The organism is Mycobacterium sp. (assembly GCF_035633495.1).
GTDB lineage: Bacteria > Actinomycetota > Actinomycetes > Mycobacteriales > Mycobacteriaceae > Mycobacterium.
In genome coordinates this window covers 38,496-54,225 of the sequence record NZ_DASQEU010000122.1, presented here as the reverse complement: position 1 = coordinate 54,225, position 15,730 = coordinate 38,496, and the positions used below count along the sequence as shown (strand labels likewise).

General features: G+C 65.6%; 15 protein-coding genes and 2 pseudogenes. 12 read left to right on the top strand and 5 right to left on the bottom strand.

The window, feature by feature from the left end; all coding sequences use genetic code 11:
- Positions 1–221 precede the first annotated feature (221 nt).
- Both VET27_RS18855 and VET27_RS18850 read left to right on the top strand, forming a co-directional pair.
- Entirely contained in the window at positions 222–1,250 is a 1,029-nt protein-coding gene (locus tag VET27_RS18855) for a diiron oxygenase (protein WP_526520851.1), read from the top strand.
- Positions 1,251–1,259: 9 nt separating this feature from the next.
- Entirely contained in the window at positions 1,260–2,933 is a 1,674-nt protein-coding gene (locus VET27_RS18850) for an FAD-dependent oxidoreductase (RefSeq protein ID WP_526520849.1), read from the top strand.
- Positions 2,934–2,950: 17 nt separating this feature from the next.
- Here VET27_RS18850 and VET27_RS18845 read toward each other — a convergent pair whose 3' ends face one another.
- On the bottom strand, positions 2,951–3,613 hold the full coding sequence (locus VET27_RS18845) for a hypothetical protein (protein WP_526520946.1): 663 nt from the start codon (positions 3,611–3,613) through the stop codon (positions 2,951–2,953).
- On the opposite strand from VET27_RS18845, the gene VET27_RS18840 reads away from it, so the two are divergent.
- Entirely contained in the window at positions 3,524–3,724 is a 201-nt protein-coding gene (locus VET27_RS18840; RefSeq protein WP_526520950.1) for a hypothetical protein, read from the top strand. The genes VET27_RS18845 and VET27_RS18840 overlap by 90 nt on opposite strands.
- Before the next feature lie 462 nt (positions 3,725–4,186).
- Here the strand turns inward: VET27_RS18840 and VET27_RS18835 are convergent, their stop codons facing one another.
- A complete protein-coding gene (locus tag VET27_RS18835; protein ID WP_526520847.1) occupies positions 4,187–4,972 on the bottom strand; it encodes an alpha/beta hydrolase in 786 nt (261 codons plus the stop codon).
- A 622-nt stretch (positions 4,973–5,594) separates the two neighbouring features.
- On the opposite strand from VET27_RS18835, the gene VET27_RS18830 reads away from it, so the two are divergent.
- Positions 5,595–5,999, top strand: a complete 405-nt coding sequence (locus VET27_RS18830) for a family 1 glycosylhydrolase (RefSeq protein ID WP_526520944.1) — start codon at positions 5,595–5,597, stop codon at positions 5,997–5,999.
- Here VET27_RS18830 and VET27_RS18825 read toward each other — a convergent pair.
- A complete protein-coding gene (locus VET27_RS18825; RefSeq protein WP_526520845.1) occupies positions 5,987–6,439 on the bottom strand; it encodes a VOC family protein in 453 nt (150 codons plus the stop codon). The two genes, VET27_RS18830 and VET27_RS18825, sit on opposite strands and share 13 nt — an antisense overlap.
- Positions 6,440–6,570: 131 nt before the next feature.
- Between VET27_RS18825 and VET27_RS18820 the strand changes: the two genes are divergently transcribed.
- Positions 6,571–8,145 (top strand): cytochrome P450, encoded by a 1,575-nt coding sequence (locus VET27_RS18820; RefSeq protein WP_526520843.1) that lies wholly within the window; start codon positions 6,571–6,573, stop codon positions 8,143–8,145.
- Positions 8,146–8,153: 8 nt separating this feature from the next.
- On the opposite strand, the pseudogene VET27_RS18815 reads toward VET27_RS18820, so the two are convergent.
- Both VET27_RS18815 and VET27_RS18810 read right to left on the bottom strand, forming a co-directional pair.
- A pseudogene (locus VET27_RS18815) lies at positions 8,154–8,549 on the bottom strand (DinB family protein); the annotation flags it as partial.
- A 6-nt stretch (positions 8,550–8,555) separates the two neighbouring features.
- Positions 8,556–9,683 (bottom strand): citrate synthase, encoded by a 1,128-nt coding sequence (locus tag VET27_RS18810; protein WP_526520841.1) that lies wholly within the window; start codon positions 9,681–9,683, stop codon positions 8,556–8,558.
- A 152-nt stretch (positions 9,684–9,835) separates the two neighbouring features.
- On the opposite strand from VET27_RS18810, the gene pdxH reads away from it, so the two are divergent.
- From pdxH to VET27_RS18775, 7 genes and pseudogenes are all read left to right on the top strand, one after another.
- Positions 9,836–10,465 carry a pyridoxamine 5'-phosphate oxidase gene (gene pdxH, locus VET27_RS18805; RefSeq protein ID WP_526520942.1) on the top strand — a complete coding sequence of 210 codons (630 nt, stop codon included), beginning with the start codon at positions 9,836–9,838 and terminating at the stop codon, positions 10,463–10,465.
- 2 nt (positions 10,466–10,467) lie between these two features.
- Positions 10,468–10,870, top strand: a pseudogene (locus VET27_RS18800) (MFS transporter); the annotation flags it as partial.
- Positions 10,871–11,024: 154 nt separating this feature from the next.
- On the top strand, positions 11,025–11,702 hold the full coding sequence (locus VET27_RS18795) for a TetR/AcrR family transcriptional regulator (RefSeq protein ID WP_526520839.1): 678 nt from the start codon (positions 11,025–11,027) through the stop codon (positions 11,700–11,702).
- Positions 11,695–12,438, top strand: a complete 744-nt coding sequence (locus tag VET27_RS18790; protein WP_526520837.1) for a TetR/AcrR family transcriptional regulator — start codon at positions 11,695–11,697, stop codon at positions 12,436–12,438. Before VET27_RS18795 ends, VET27_RS18790 begins: the two co-directional genes overlap by 8 nt.
- A 1-nt stretch (position 12,439) precedes the next feature.
- The gene (locus tag VET27_RS18785) at positions 12,440–13,741 is read left to right on the top strand and encodes a citrate synthase (RefSeq protein WP_526520835.1); all 1,302 of its coding nucleotides are present in this window, start codon (positions 12,440–12,442) and stop codon (positions 13,739–13,741) included.
- Positions 13,742–13,810: 69 nt separating this feature from the next.
- Complete coding sequence (locus tag VET27_RS18780) at positions 13,811–15,268, top strand: MFS transporter (protein ID WP_526520833.1); 1,458 nt, start codon at positions 13,811–13,813, stop codon at positions 15,266–15,268.
- A complete protein-coding gene (locus VET27_RS18775) occupies positions 15,258–15,677 on the top strand; it encodes a MarR family winged helix-turn-helix transcriptional regulator (RefSeq protein WP_526520831.1) in 420 nt (139 codons plus the stop codon). The genes VET27_RS18780 and VET27_RS18775 overlap by 11 nt, the downstream gene beginning before the upstream one ends.
- Positions 15,678–15,730: the final 53 nt, after the last annotated feature.

Here is a 15,730-nt window from a genome sequence, read left to right as displayed (position 1 = left end):
ACGGCATGAAGCGCCTCGGCCACGACGGCGCCCGCCTCGGTGATGGCCTCGATCTCGGCGGCGGTATTGAGTTGCACCATCAACGCCTGAGACCTGTGTCACATGTGATGCGGATAACCCCTTCGGCGCACATACGGGAAAAGGTCCTGTTCAATTGGTGGGACCTCCGGTACCGTCTTGGACAACAGACTGACAAATGTAAACCTCATGAGAGGCTTCGAATGGCTGTCAAGACCGCTAGGACGCGCACCATCCGCCGTTGGCGCAAGAACATGGACGTCGTCGACGACACCGCGTACGTAGACACGCTGGCCACCCTGTCCGAGGGGTCTGTGAGGCGCAACTTCAACCCCTACACCGACATCGACTGGGACTCGCCGGAGTTTGCGGTGACGCCGAACGACGAGCGCTGGATCCTCCCTTCGACCGATCCGCTGGGCATGCATCCCTGGTATCAGTCGCAGTCGAAGGAACGGCAGATCGAGATCGGCATGTGGCGTCAGGCCAACGTGGCCAAGGTCGGCCTGCACTTCGAGTCGATCCTCATCCGCGGCTTGATGAACTATGCGTTCTGGGTGCCCAACGGATCACCCGAGTACCGGTACTGCCTGCACGAGTCGGTCGAAGAGTGCAACCACACCATGATGTTCCAGGAGATGGTGAACCGCATCGGCGCGGACGTGCCAGGCATGCCGCGTGTGCTGAAGTGGCTGTCGCAGCTCATCCCGCTCGCGGCAGGCCCGCTGCCCGTCACGTTCTTCTTCGGTGTGCTCGCCGGCGAGGAGCCCATCGACCACACGCAGAAGAACGTGCTGCGCGAGGGCAAGGCACTGCACCCGATCATGGAGCGCGTGATGGCGATTCACGTCGCCGAGGAAGCGCGTCACATCTCGTTCGCACACGAGTACCTGCGCAAGCGGGTGCCTGTGATGGGTAGGTGGAAGCGATTCGTGCTGTCGCTGCACGTGCCGATCATCATGCGGGTGCTGTGCCAGGCGATCGTGGTACCGCCGCGGGCGTTCTGGAAGGAATTCGACATCCCGCGCTCGGTCAAGAAGGAGATCTTCTTCGGCAGCCCGGACGCCCGGCAGTTCCTGCGCGACATGTTCGGCGACGTTCGGATGCTCTGCGAGGAGACGGGGTTGATGAACCCTCTCGCCAAGCTGATCTGGCGGATCTGCAAGATCAACGGCGACGCGAGCCGCTACCGCAGCGAGCCGCAACGTCAGCACGTGGTGACCGCCGCCTAGGGCGAACCCATGCCCCACGTCATCACCCAGTCGTGTTGCAGCGACGGGTCCTGCGTTTACGCCTGCCCGGTCAACTGCATCCATCCGTCGCCGGACGAGACGGGCTTCGCCACCGCGGAGATGCTCTACATCGATCCGGACGCCTGCGTTGATTGCGGCGCGTGCGTCAGTGCGTGTCCCGTCGGCGCCATCGCTCCCGACAGCAAGCTCGACGATAGTCAGCAGGTCTTCCTCGAACTCAATGCGGCGTTCTACCCCAAGCGCGAGGGCAAACTGCCGCCGGCGTCGAAGCTGGCGCCCGTGCTGGAAGCGCCCGCCGTGCACCGACGTCCCGGTGGTCCTCTGACCGTCGCCGTAGTCGGTTCCGGTCCGGCGGCGATGTACGCCGCGGACGAACTGCTGACGCAGAAGGGCGTGCGCGTCAACGTCTTCGAGAAGTTGCCGACGCCCTACGGGTTGGTGCGCTCCGGCGTCGCGCCCGATCACCAGAGCACCAAGCGCGTCACCAAGCTGTTCGACCGAATCGCCGGCCAGCGGGGCTTCGATTTCTTCCTCAACGTCGATGTCGGCAAGCACGTCTCGCACGCCGAGCTGGTCGAGCATCACCACGCCGTCCTCTACGCGGTCGGCGCGCCCAACGACCGTCGTCTCGACATCGAGGGGATGGGTCTGCCCGGTAGCGGCACCGCAACCGAGATTGTGGCCTGGGTCAACGGTCATCCCGAATTCACTGACCTACCAGTTGATCTGAGCTCGGAGCGCATCATCGTCGTCGGCAATGGCAACGTGGCCCTGGACGTCGCGCGGGTGCTCACCACCGACACAGACGACCTGGCTCGGACCGATGTGTCCGCCCACGCGCTCGCAGCGCTCCGCGACTCCCGGGTTCGGGAGGTCGTCGTCGCCGCGCGGCGCGGACCGGCGGCATCGGCCTTCACACTGCCGGAACTGATCGGGTTGACTTCCACGCACGACGTGGTGCTCTCGGCGGACGATCACGAGATGGTGCTTCAGGATCTCGGGGTGGAGTCAGATCCGTTGACCCGCAACAAGCTCGAGGTGCTCGCCACGCTGGGTGACGCCGAGCAGACTGGGCCGACTCCGAGCAGCCGGCCCCGCATCCGGTTGGCGTACCGGCTGACCCCGCTGCGGCTGCTCGGAGACACGAGCGTTTTGGGAATCGCCTTCACCACGACCGGGACCGACGAGATCCAACAGTTCGAGGCTGGCATGGTTCTGACGTCGATCGGCTACCGCGGCAGGCCGATTCGCGATCTACCCTTCGACGAGGCGACCGCGGTCGTACCGAACGACGGTGGGCGTGTCGTCGGAGCGCCAGCCGCGTACGTGGCCGGCTGGATCAAGCGCGGCCCGACAGGGTTCATCGGCACCAACAAGTCGTGTGCGGCGGAGACGGTGCGCAAGCTGGTCACCGACTACAACGACGGCAACCTGGTCGATCCAACGGGCGGGCCATCGTTGTTGGAGAGGCTGATTCGGGCTCGCCAGCCCGACGTCGTCGATGCGGCCGGGTGGAAGGCCATCGACCGCGCGGAGGTCGCCCGGGGCGGGGCCGGTCGTCCGCGTGACAAGTTCACCAAGATCCCCGACATGCTCGCGGCCGCGGCGACGGCGCCGACGCGATCGATGGGTCAGCGGCTGCTCGCGGGGCTGCGGTGGTAGGGATCACCCAGCCAGTCTCACTGCGCGAACGAGCGGACCGTCCGGATCGTTGCGGTCTCTCCCACACGGCTCCTGGATCCACACCAACTCGCCCTCCAACGCAGTAGTGGTAGTCGTTTGATTCCGTGCCTTGGGTGAGTCCAGTCGCGACATGGATTTCCATTAGAACGGTGCCTCGTCGTCGTCGGTGTGTGGTGGTGGGGGCGGCGGTGGTGGCCGCCAGTCGGCGGTGATGTGTTCGTCTTCGAGGGGGTCGTTGACAGTTGACCCAGAGGCACCATTGGCTGGTGCTGGGCTTGGCGCCCTGAGGACGAGCAGGGTCCTGCGTATGTTGTTGCGCCACTTGCGGACGTCGACCTCGTGGCTTCGGGCGTGGGGTCCAGCCGAGCAGGAACAACATCTGCGGGATCGTCCCGGTCGTGGCGATGCCCGGGACGATCACCCGTGCCCCGGCGGCATACTCGCAGCGCGCGTAGCGGTGACGCATCGGTACCGGGGTGATCACCCGAATCCCGGGGGGCCTCCCGGCCAGGGAGCGCGAAGCTTCGCCGCGGCCACGCGCGAGGGCCGCGGCAGTGGTCGGGGTGCGCATGCGAAAGCACGACCAAGTCGATCCACGCCACATCGACGCCGAGCGCTTGTGCGTTGTGTACCAGCTTGGATCGCCGCCCGGCGCTCAGCCCGAGGTCGAAAAGGAGTGTTTGCCCATCGGCGACCACAAGGTAGGACACGCCGTGTTCGGCGCGAAGACCATCGCTAACCTCCGCATCAACCAGCGGCAATATCCGTAGTTCCGTCACCGTTGCCAGTCCCGGCAGACCGGTGCGCGAGCCGGCAGCCCAGACGGCCTCCGCAGCGGGGTGTCCCATAGCCTGGACCGCCGCGCCAACGGATCGTTCTTCTATCGGCTGTTCTGCCTTGCGGACGCGCAATCGGTTCGCGTTGCCCAGATGCCGCCTGAGTGTATCAACGGCGGCGAAAATTGACCTTTCCGACGGGGGTAGTTTCCAGTAGTCGATGCAACACAAGCTGAGTCTGTGGAGGTTTGTGTGGTGTCGTCTCGGCGGGTGCGTAAGGGTCCTGACGTCGTCCGATGTCGGCGAAGCGCCAGCAGTTCTTGAAGCTGTTGGCGCTCGGCCGGACGCCGACGGCGGCGCGGCGAGAGGTGGGTATCAGTCGCTCTGCGAGCCGTAACTGGCGCCAGTACGGCCGCAGGCCAAGGCCAGGGGATGCAGCAGAGAGCCGGCAACCGGTCATAGTCGACGAGTGCCTAGCCAAGTGTGAACTCGTTGGGCAACAGCGGCCCATCGGGGTTCCAGCATCATTTCATGGCCCATGCCGGGGAAGATTTCTGCTTCGGTGCGATACGCAGTCGCGGTGGCGCGCACTTCGTTTGGGGTGTAGGTGCCGTCACATTCGGCGCCCAAGACGAGCAGCGGCGTGGCGACCCGGCTAGGCCTGGGCAGGTTGAGCAGCATGATGTCGAGTTGCACTCTGCGTGGAGGCCCCTCTTGGAGCCGCGCGGCATAGTGCGCGACATCGGATTCGGCAGTCTGAGCAGAGAAAAGAGTTTCGCGGGCGAGGTCAGCGGTGTTGAGATAACGCACCCACTTGCCGGTCACGGTGGCCCCCGCGGTCAGCCAGGGATGCCGCCTCAGCGCGCGCAGCCAGAAGCCGGAATTTCCGTGCGGGGGCGTGGATGCGATTAACACGCCAGCGGGCGCGTTGTGCGACTCCAGATATTTCTGTACGACGAGGCCGCCCACGGAGTGGCCGATCACCACTGGCCTCGTGGGCAGGCCCTCGGCAACGGAGTTCACATCGTCGACGTAGTCCGCGATCGAAGTGCGCAGCGGCTTGGAGGGCGGGCTGCTTCCGTGGCCTCGAAGGCTCACGGCAACGGCGCGATACCCCTTGTCGGCGAAGAACGGTAGGAAATGTTCGTCCCAGCACCATGCGGCATGCCAGGCCCCGTGGACGAACAGCAGCGGGACAGGGTGCGACTCACTGCTACATCCCTTGTCGATTACCTCAAGCATGTTCCGGTCGTCTCCACCGGCCGAAGCCGACCTTGTTGCCGATGTTGGATCATGACGCGAAGCATTTCGGACTGCTCACGACGCTCAGAGAGCACCTGGGCGCATCTACGCGGCCAAGCATAGGTTGCGAAATTACTGACCGCATAGGCACTTTGCAGTTCGGTTCGCGGTTCAACTGCGCCGTAAGGGCAGTGACGCGATGCTTATCGTCGCCCATTTAGTCCTCAAGCCCGTTGTGCTTTCACGTGCAAGAGCCAGCGCCTGCGCGGGATGGCGACATCGTCGCTTTCTTTCATTGGGACGCCTTGGTGTACCGCCAAGCGTAGTGCCTCATGTCAATATGCCCGCGAAAGTTGATTGGTGCCTCATTTGGTAATGCCCGCGAAACCTGTGATCAGCCTGTGGCTCGGATTCTGATGCCCTTGTGTACGCGCCGATGCCGTGTGGAAAAGGGTCGTCTCTGCCAGGCACTTGAAGCCCTCGTACCCTCGACGAGGTGCACCCCGAGTTCATGAACAAGGCCGACTGGCTGGGCGTGCAGTAACTACGGCTCGCAACCGATGCAGGGTTTCGGCGTTGCGCCCATCCCCGGCTTCCCGTTGCTGCGCGGCCTGCCGGTGCGCTGCACGCCGTCCCGACCTGCAGTGACTTCAACCAGCCGACCGACCCCGGTGGCTTCCGCGAGGTACTCGAGCTCGCCGCGTCCTACGGAAAGCCGTTGTGGGTGACCGAGAATGGAATCGCCGACGCCGGCGACTCGAAGCGCCCTCCCTACATCGTCAACCACATCGCGGTCGTGCAGGACATGGTCGCCCACGACACGGAGATACTCGGCTACACGTACTGGTCATTCGTCGACACCCTCGAGTGGGCAGAGGGTTACGACCTCCAGTTCGGGTTGTACGGCTCAGATCCGACGACACCGGAACTGGAGCGCACGCCGAAGCCGGCGAGCATTTCCGCCATCAGTCAGATCACCAAGGCCAACGAACTTCCGACGGCGCTGCTGGCGACCTACGTGCCCTGACCCATCGCCGCGGCGATCTCCTCGCTGCTGACCTCACGCATGGGTTGCCCAAGCGACCAAATGTGCCCGAACGGGTCGCGGACGACCCCGTACCGGTCGCCCCAAAACTGGTCTTCCAGCGGGGTGACGACGGTGGCGCCGGCATCGACTGCTCGCTGGAACTGGCTCTCGACGTCGGTCACCGTGAGATGGATCGATACCGGAGTGCCGCCAAGCGACTTCGGTGTCATGGACTTGCCGCCGGTCATCTCGGGAAAGTCGTCGTTGAGCATCACCACGGAGCCGTTGATCTGCAGCGCGGCGTTCACCAGCTTGCCGTCCGGACCTGGCACTCGGCCGAGCTCTTCCGCGCCGAAGGCGTTGACGTAGAAGTCGATGGCCGCGGCTGCGTCATCGACGATCAGGTAAGGGGAAACGGCCGGTTGCACGTCAATCGCCATGGTGGGGTTCCTCTCGACAGTGGGTGGTCACTACTACCGACCATCGCGAGCGCCCATTCTCATCGTCGGACATCCGTTTTAAGTAGTCGACTACTGGAAGCGGCCGAGACTTCCGCCCTGATGCTTTAACCATGCTGAGGACCAGCCAGAAATCCGACGCCAAGGCGTTGCCGCTCGCGCCGCGAAGCCCACTGCCCGTCAGGGAGCAAGTCACTGCTCTACGCGCCTATCACACGGGATGCGAGACGCTGCGGGCTGCAGGCGGACCCGTCACCAGGGTCAAGCTGGCTCCGAAGTGGCTACTGCCGGAGATCGTCGTGGTCACGTCGCCGCAGGGCATTCACGACGTCCTCGGTCTTTCGCCTGCGGTCGTCGAACGAACTCGCATCCACGAAGAGATGCGAAGTCTGATCGGCGCGAACCTCTTCGACGTCACGGCCGAGGCGTGGCTGCCCCGGCGTCGCCTTCTGCAGCCGCTCTTCACGAAGAAGCACGTGTGCGCCTTCGGTAGTCACATGGCTCAAGCTGCCGAGTCGATCGCCTCGAGTTGGCCGGCGGACCGCGACGTGGATCTCGATCTCGAGTGTCGAAGGGTGACGTTGCGTGCGCTTGGCAGATCCGTCATGGGACTCGACCTCGACAAGCAGGCGGACAGAATTGCCGAGCCGCTGCGGATCGTGTTGAAGTACATCGCCGATCGTGGTGCGGCTCCCGTGCGGCTACCGTCCTGGCTGCCCACGCCCGCCCGCAGGCGCGCCCGTCATGCGAGCCTGGCATTGCGCGACTTGGCATCGGAGGTGTTGCGCGGGTGTCGGGAGGATCCGACTCGAGATGCGCCACTGGTGCGCGCGCTCGCGGAGGCCACGGATCCGGCTACGGGCAGCCACCTGAGCGACGACGAGATTCGCGACGAGCTGATCGTGTTCATGGGCGCAGGTCACGACACCACGGCGACCACGCTGGCCTATGCCCTGTGGCAGTTGGGGCGGAATCCGGAACTGCAGGAACGGGTATGGGCCGAGGCTGCGGCCGTCGGCGATCGAGCTCTGGTGCCGGATGACGTGCCCCACCTCGGCTACGCCATGCAGGTGCTGCACGAGGCGCTGCGCCTCTGTCCGCCTGCAGCGGTGTCTGGTCGGCTGACCACCGAGGACATCGAGGTCGACGGCTATCGGGTGCGGGCGGGCACGCTAATGATGATCGGCGTCTACGCGGTCCAGCGCGATCCGGCGCTGTGGGCGGATGCGGCGACGTTCGACCCGGACAGGTTCCGGCCCGACGCGGCGAAGAGCATCGACCGCTGGCAGTACGTCCCGTTCGGTGCAGGCCCCCGGACCTGCGTCGGCGATCACTTCGCGATGCTCGAACTCGCACTGGCCCTTGCGACGATCGTCCGCGGCACCGAGATCCGCTCGACCGATTCGGAGTTCCCGATGGCCGTCCCCTTCACCTTGGTCGCCGGTGGGCCGATCCCGGCCCGCGTGACCCGCCGTCCGGGTTGCACCACGGAGAACGCTGCGGGGAGTGGGGTCCGGCCGGTGAGTGCCGACAACACGGTCTCTCCGCGGCCGAGGGCTACGCCGATGCGGGCGGCCAGTACCGGCGCTTCGGTCAGGACGTCGTCCGGAATCGCGAAGTCGACGTCCGCCGCCCTGGCGATGTCGAGGCCGTGGACGGCCAGTTCGAACACCCGTGTTGGCAGGTAGTTGCTCAACCTGATACCCAGCCCGCCGATCACCGCGATCAGCGGATCATCCACGCCTGCAAGCTCGTTGAGGACGCGCTGCACCAGAGCGTCGACCGTGTCCATGGGATGCTCGCCGAGGTCACGGCCGGCCTGGCGACCGCGCTCGGCGATCACCTCGGCACCGGCATTCGACGCGTACGACCGGATCTGCGCGAAGTAGTCGGCCGCACTCGTCACGTCCTCGTGGTCGGCGGGGTTCTGAAGGTACGTGCTGACGGTGATCAACGAGCGCGACGTGTGCCCGACGAGCGCGCGCAGATCCCAGTCACCGAGACCCGGCCCCGTCCAAGCAGACTCGGGGATGGCGTGGACGAGTGTGGCGAACGCCTGCGCCGCCGACGCGAACGTCCGGACCGTCTTCACGGGAGCTCACGACGCCTTGATCTGGTCCCAGCCCTCGACGGACTCCGGGCTCCGAGGCGCGGGGCCGACGTAGATGGCCGCTGGGCGAACAAGCTTGCCGAGCCGCTTCTGTTCGAGGATGTGCGCGCACCAACCCGCGGTGCGCCCGCACGTGAACATGGCGGGCATCATCTTGGGGGGAACACCGGCGAAGTCGAGCATCACGGCGGCCCAGAATTCGACGTTCGTCTCGATCGCGCGGTCGGGGCGTCGCTCGCGCAGCTCGGCGAGGGCGGCCTGCTCGAGCGCGGCCGCCACCTCGAAGCGCGGCGCCCTCAGCCGCTCGGCGGTCGCCCGCAGCACGCGGGCCCGCGGGTCTTCGGCACGGTAGACGCGGTGCCCGAAGCCCATCAGCTTGTCCTTGCGATCCAGGATCCCCTTGACCACGGCACGGGCGTCACCGGACCGTTCGACTTCCTCGATCATCGGCAGCACGCGGGCAGGCGCCCCGCCGTGCAACGGGCCGCTCATCGCGCCGACGGCACCGGACAGCGACGCCGCGACGTCGGCACCCGTCGAGGCGATCACCCGCGCGGTGAAGGTGGACGCGTTCATGCCGTGCTCGGCCGCGGTGACCCAGTACGCGTCGATGGCCTCGACGTGCCCGGGATCGGGGTCGCCCTTCCAGCGCGTCATGAAACGCTCTGTGACGGTGGAACATTCATCGACGGTCCGTTGGGGTACGGCAGGCTGATAGATGCCGCGCGCCGATTGTGCGACATAGGAGAGAGCCATCACCGAGGCGCGGGCCAACTGGTTGCGGGCGGTTTCATCATCGATGTCGAGGAGCGGTTGATAACCCCAGATCGGGGCGAGCATCGCCAGCCCTGCCTGCACGTCGACCCGGACGTCGCCCGTGTGGATGGGGAGCGGGAAGGGCTCCGCAGGCGTCAGCCCGCTGCCGAAGCGGCCGTCGACCAGCAGCGACCACACGTCGCCGAAGGTGACGTGCTGCGTCACCAGATCCTCGATGTCGACGCCGCGGTAGCGCAACGCGCCGCCGTCCTTGTCCGGTTCGGCGATCTCGGTGGTGAAGGCGACGACGCCTTCGAGGCCTTCTACGAAGCCGTCGGGAACCGCGGATGCGCTAGTCATGAGCCGATTCTCGCACCCGCGCCACCGAGGATCCCGACCGGTCGGTAGCCCCGCAACCTAGCGGTGAGCGTAGCGTCGGCGTCGTGGATTCGGAGGGCAGGAGCGCAGCGACCGGGGATCAAATCGGCCACGACGACGAGCACCTGGCACGCATGCGCGTGGAATACGGATCCCCCGAGAAGGACGGTAGCCCGGATCTCGATGCCGACTGGCTCGTCGACGGTTGGATCGTCTTGCTGCGCAAGTGGTTGGCCGACGCCGAGCGGGCGGGCATCGCGGAGCCAAACGCCATCGTGGTCGGCACGGTCGACGCGGAGGGAAGGCCCGTCACCCGCACGGTGTTGTGCAAGGGCGTGGACGAAACCGGCATCACCTTCTACAGCAACTACGATTCCGCCAAGGGCGAGCAGCTCGCCGCGACGCCGTATGCGTCGGCGACCTTCACGTGGTACGCCCTCGGGCGCCAGGTCCACCTCCGCGGTGCCGTCGCCAAGGCCTCGCCCGAAACGACGGCGAGCTACTGGTCCAAGCGGCCGCGCGGCTCGCAACTGGGGGCGTGGGCGTCCCATCAGTCCCATCCCATCGCCTCCCGTGACGCGCTGAAGCAGCAGCTCGCCGACGTTGCCGAACGGTTCGCCGACGTCGAGTCGGTGCCCGTGCCTCCGCACTGGGGTGGCTACGTCATCGCGCCCGACGTGGTCGAGTTCTGGCAGGGCCGCGAGAACCGGGTGCACAACCGAATTCGCGTGACCGGGAAAGTGGTCGAGCGACTGCAGCCCTGAGGGTGGCGGGGTTCCTCGCCGACACCACACCGCTACGGACGCCGGACTTCCGCAGGCTGTGGCTCGCAGGCATCGTCACCGTCATCGGCGCCAATCTCACGATCTTCGCCGTGCCCTGTTCAGCTCTACGCGCTGACGCAGAACTCCGCCTACGTCGGGCTTTCGGGCATCTTCGCGCTGGTGCCCCTGGTGGTCTTCGGTCTGTGGGGCGGCGCATGGGCCGACGCGATGGATCGCAGGCCGTTGCTCGTCATTGCATCCATCGGGCTGGCGGTTTCGTCGGTGCTGCTCTGGGTGCGGGCGGCGCTCGGCTTGAACAACGTGTGGGTGGTGCTGTGCCTGCTGTCGGTGCAGCAGGCCTTCTTCGCGATCAACCAGCCGACGCGGTCCACGGCGCGTCAGCGGCCGTCGTCGGCACGACGGTGGCTGCGGCAGGCGGAGGCGGCCTCGTCGTGGCCGGTGTAGTGATCTCCGCGCTGCTGGTGCCCGCCCTCGTCCGCTACCGCGTCTGAATTCGCCACGCCGCGTTTCAGATGTGCAAGAGGGTTAACATCTTGTCGTGGCCGATGTATCGAATGAGTCGCAGCCGGGCCTCCGCGAGCGCAAGAAGCTCCGGACGCGGGCAGTCCTCATCGATGCCGCCATGGACCTCTGTCTGAAGCAAGGTTACGAGCAGACCACCGTCGAGCAGATCGCGTCGTCGGCGGACGTGTCACCTCGAACGTTCAGCCGCTACTTCCCCACCAAGGACGCGGTGTTCCTCACGCTCATCGACGACTATGCCCACGTGGTCGCCGACGAATTGGAGACCGTCGACTCCGAAGTCGGACCGCTGGAGGCGATGCGGCAGGCCCACGTGGCGGTTCTGACGCGCGTCGCGAGGAGGCAGGTCGGCAGGTTGACCACCGACCGAATCGTCCTCATGCTGCGCATCATCAACGCGTCGGACACGTTGAAGCAGGCGGCCTTTGAGTTTCGGCACGACGTCACCCAGATCGTACTGGCCAAGCGCATGGGCGTGAACGTCGAGGACCGCCGCGCACGTCTGGTGAGCGTGATCTTCTCGGCCACCATCGTGGCCGCGTGCGGGGACCTCGTCGCGGACACCGACACCGTGCGACTGGGGCCGATGGTCATGGTGCATCGATTGAACGAGGCATTCGCGCAAGTGGCGTGGATGTCGAGTGACCTGCAGTGTCCGTCGGCGGGGGCCGACTACGAGCGGGTGTATGGCTGACGATGCCCCGTCCCAAGGCCTGAGGGAACGCAAGAAGTCACGAACCCGCGCGACGCTGATCGAAGCGGCCGCCGAACTGTGTCTGAAACAGGGTTACGACAACACCACCGTCGAGCAGATCGCCGCGGCGGCGGACGTGTCGCCGAGAACCTTCAGTCGCTACTTCCCGACCAAGGAAACGGTAATCACCGCCGTCACCGACGAATTGGACGGCTACATCGCCGGGGCGCTGGAGGGGCAGCGTCCCGACGTCACCGAGTACGAGGCCCTCCTCGGCGCGTCGCTCGAAGTGCTGAGCTCGAGAAGCGGCTACGAGACGCCCGGCTTCCGACGCATGGCGGTGCTGATCCGGATCATCAACGGCTCGTCCTCCTTCAGAGCCTCCGCGCTGGCGCTTCGGCACAACGTCACCTACGGGGCCACGATGGCGGTGATGGCGCGTCGGATGGGCGTGCCGGAGGGCGACCGGGCCGTCACTCTGGTCACCGACACGTGGGCGATCCTCTTCGCCTACTCGTTCGCGGATTTGGGGCAGCCGGGCAACCCGCCGATCGAGGCCGGCATCGTATGCGACCGGCTGTTCGCCACCTTCGAGCTGTTCCGCCGGACCTGGTCGCCGTGGACGAGCGAACAGACCGCCGGGGTCAACCCCCCGCAAGCGCTCGAAACCGATAGCGACTACCTTCCACTAGTGACGGACAGCTTCGTTCCGGTCGACAACCGTAGAAGGGGTTAACGTGCCCGAAGACTCCAGTCCCGACGAGGTCGCCACCCTCAGTTATCCGGGGGGAGAGATCGACCTGGAGATCGTGAAGGCCACGGAGGGGTCCGACGGCATCGTACTGGGGTCGTTGCTGGCCAAGACCGGGTACACCACGTTCGACGGCGGCTTCGTCAACACCTCGTCCACCAAGAGCAGCATCTGCTACATCGACGGCGACGCGGGAATCCTGCGCTATCGGGGCTACCCGATTGAGCAACTCGCGGAGAAGTCGACGTTCATTGAGGTCAGCTATCTGCTGATCTACGGTGAACTCCCGACGGCCGATCAACTGGAGAAGTTCACCACCCAGATCCAGCGGCATACCCTGCTGCACGAGGACCTCAAGCGGTTCTTCGACGGCTTCCCCCGCAACGCCCATCCGATGCCGGTGCTGTCCAGCGCCGTCAACGCCTTGTCGGCGTACTACCCGGATTCCGTCGACCCGTTGGACAAGGGGCAGGTCGAGCTCTCGACGATCAGGCTGCTCGCCAAACTGCCCACGATCGCGGCCTACGCCTACAAGAAGTCGGTCGGCCAGCCGTTCCTCTACCCGGACAACTCCCTCACTCTGGTCGAGAACTTCCTACGGATGACGTTCGGATTCCCCGCCGAGCCCTACGAGGTCGACCCCGAGATCGTCTGCGCGCTGGACCTGCTGCTGATCCTGCACGCCGATCACGAGCAGAACTGCTCGACGTCGACGGTGCGGTTGGTCGGTTCGTCGCAGGCCAACCTGTTCACCTCCGTCTCGGGCGGTATCAACGCGCTGTGGGGTCCGCTGCACGGCGGCGCCAATCAGGCCGTCCTAGAGATGCTCCAAACCATCAAGGAGAGCGGCGGCGACGTCCAAGAGTTCGTCCGCAAGGTGAAGAACCGCGAAGAGGGCGTGAAGCTGATGGGCTTCGGTCACCGCGTCTACAAGAACTACGACCCGCGGGCGCGCATCGTCAAGGAGCAGGCCGACAAGATCCTCGGCAAGCTCGGCGTGCAGGATGAGCTGCTCGACATCGCCAAGGCTCTCGAAGAGATCGCGTTGACCGACGACTTCTTCATCGAGCGCAAGCTCTATCCGAACGTCGACTACTACACCGGCGTGATCTACCGGGCGATGGGCTTCCCGACGCATATGTTCACGGTGCTGTTCGCGCTCGGCCGGCTGCCCGGCTGGATCGCGCACTGGCGGGAGATGCACGAGTCGCCCAGCAAGATCGGGCGTCCGCGGCAGATCTACACCGGCTACACCGAGCGCGACTACGCCGACATGGGCGGTCGCTGACCCCGGGTGCGACGGACGTCACGCAGCGTTCGCTTGCGCTCATGATAGTTGTAGTTTAACAATAGTTGTGTGAATGCAACTATTGACACGCTCACGCCTAGGCGCAAGGCCATCATTCTGGTGTCCTGCTGCCTGAGCCTGCTGATCGTGTCGATGGACGCGACGATCGTCAACGTCGCAATACCGAGCATTCGCACCGATCTGCACGCCTCGCCGTCTGAGTTGCAGTGGGTGGTCGACGTCTACACCCTGGTGCTGGCATCGCTGCTCATGCTCTCCGGCGCGACGGGGGACCGGTTCGGCCGCAGACGGGTGTTCCAGATCGGCCTCATCGTGTTCGCGGTTGGTTCGCTGCTGTGCAGCCTCGCGCCCGACATCGAGACCTTGATCGGGGCGCGCCTCATTCAGGCCGTCGGCGGATCAATGCTGAATCCCGTTGCCCTGTCGATCATCTCGCAGATCTTCACGGGCCGGGTGGAGCGTGCGCGGGCACTGGGACTATGGGGTGCGGTGGTCGGAATCTCGATGGCACTCGGCCCGGTCGTCGGCGGGTTCCTGATCGAGCTGATCAGTTGGCGGGCCGTCTTCTGGATCAACCTGCCGATCTGCGCGGCGGCCATCGTGCTGACGGCGATCTTCGTGCCGGAGACGAAGTCGAAGACCACGCGCAACATCGACCCGATTGGTCAGGGCCTCGCCGTGCTGTTCCTCTTCGGTGTGGTGTTCACCCTCATCGAGGGCCCCGGCCACGGCTGGAGCAATCCCCGCGTCGTCGCCGTCGCGGTGGTCGCGGCGATCGCACTGGCCGCCTTCCTGCGCTACGAGTCACGGCGCCACGACCCGTTCATCGACCTTCGCTTCTTCCGGAGCATCCCGTTCGCATCGGCGACCGCGACCGCGGTCTGTGCGTTCTCGGCGTGGGGTGCCTTCCTCTTCATGATGTCGATCTACCTTCAAGGTGAACGCGGGTACTCCGCGATGCACACCGGGTTCATCTATCTCCCGATTGCCATTGGTGCGCTGGTCTTCTCGCCGGTGTCCGGTCGCCTCGTCGGCAGGTTCGGCGCCCGCCCGTCCCTGCTGGCCGCGGGTGTGCTGATCACGACTGCGTCGGTGCTGCTGACCTTCCTGACCGCGACCACCCCGGTGTGGGCGCTGCTGGTGGTCTTCGCGGTGTTCGGCATCGGGTTCTCCATGATCAACGCTCCCATCACGAACGCCGCCGTCAGTGGGATGCCGCTGGACCGGGCGGGCGCCGCGTCCGCCGTCACATCGACCAGTCGCCAGGTCGGCGTGAGTATCGGTGTGGCGCTGTGCGGTTCGGTCTCAGGCGCAGCCATCGCGCACACGGGCGCCGACTTCACCGCCGCGGCGCGGCCACTGTGGTTGGTGTGCGTCGGTCTAGGCGTCGTCATCACGGCGCTCGGACTGTTCTCGACGTCGGAACGGGCGATCCGGTCGGCCGAGCGCCTCGCGCCGCTGATCGCAGGTAACGCCGCCCCGAAGGTGGATGCCAATGTCGGATGACACGCTCGCCGAGGAGGTGTGGCGCGCCATGGCAGCCGTGGTCTTCGACAACCGCGACGCCTGGAAGCGTGACGTCATCGAGACCACGGGTCTGCCCTTCAGCAGAGTCCGCGTGCTGCTCAGACTCGCCAAGCGGCCGATGACCGCCAAGGAGATCGCCGAGGCCGCCACCATGGATGCCCCGGCCACCAGCGTCGCGGTCAATGATCTCGAGGATCGCGGACTGGTCGTTCGCGAAGTGAATCCAGCCAACCGCAGATGCAAGGTCGTCTCGCTGACCGACGAGGGCCGCCGCGTCGTCGCGAGCATCGAAGGGGTCGATGATCCTGCTCCCGCGCCCCTCGCGGCGTTGAGCCTGGAGGATTTGCAAACGCTCGAGGCGATTATGGCCAAGCTGTCTGCGGGCTGATTTCAACTCGAGGTAAACAATTGACGTGCCCGTACAGCGGCGAGTACCTATCC

Coding starts and splice junctions, on each gene's coding strand:
- VET27_RS18840 (WP_526520950.1), top strand. CDS start 3,524: ATGCGAAAGCACGACCAAGTCGATCCACGCCACATCGACGCCGAGCGC.
- pdxH (WP_526520942.1), top strand. CDS start 9,836: ATGCGCGTGGAATACGGATCCCCCGAGAAGGACGGTAGCCCGGATCTC.
- VET27_RS18775 (WP_526520831.1), top strand. CDS start 15,258: ATGTCGGATGACACGCTCGCCGAGGAGGTGTGGCGCGCCATGGCAGCC.
- VET27_RS18810 (WP_526520841.1), bottom strand. CDS start 9,683: ATGACTAGCGCATCCGCGGTTCCCGACGGCTTCGTAGAAGGCCTCGAA.
- VET27_RS18790 (WP_526520837.1), top strand. CDS start 11,695: ATGGCTGACGATGCCCCGTCCCAAGGCCTGAGGGAACGCAAGAAGTCA.
- VET27_RS18835 (WP_526520847.1), bottom strand. CDS start 4,972: ATGCTTGAGGTAATCGACAAGGGATGTAGCAGTGAGTCGCACCCTGTC.
- VET27_RS18850 (WP_526520849.1), top strand. CDS start 1,260: ATGCCCCACGTCATCACCCAGTCGTGTTGCAGCGACGGGTCCTGCGTT.
- VET27_RS18820 (WP_526520843.1), top strand. CDS start 6,571: ATGCTGAGGACCAGCCAGAAATCCGACGCCAAGGCGTTGCCGCTCGCG.
- VET27_RS18825 (WP_526520845.1), bottom strand. CDS start 6,439: ATGGCGATTGACGTGCAACCGGCCGTTTCCCCTTACCTGATCGTCGAT.
- VET27_RS18855 (WP_526520851.1), top strand. CDS start 222: ATGGCTGTCAAGACCGCTAGGACGCGCACCATCCGCCGTTGGCGCAAG.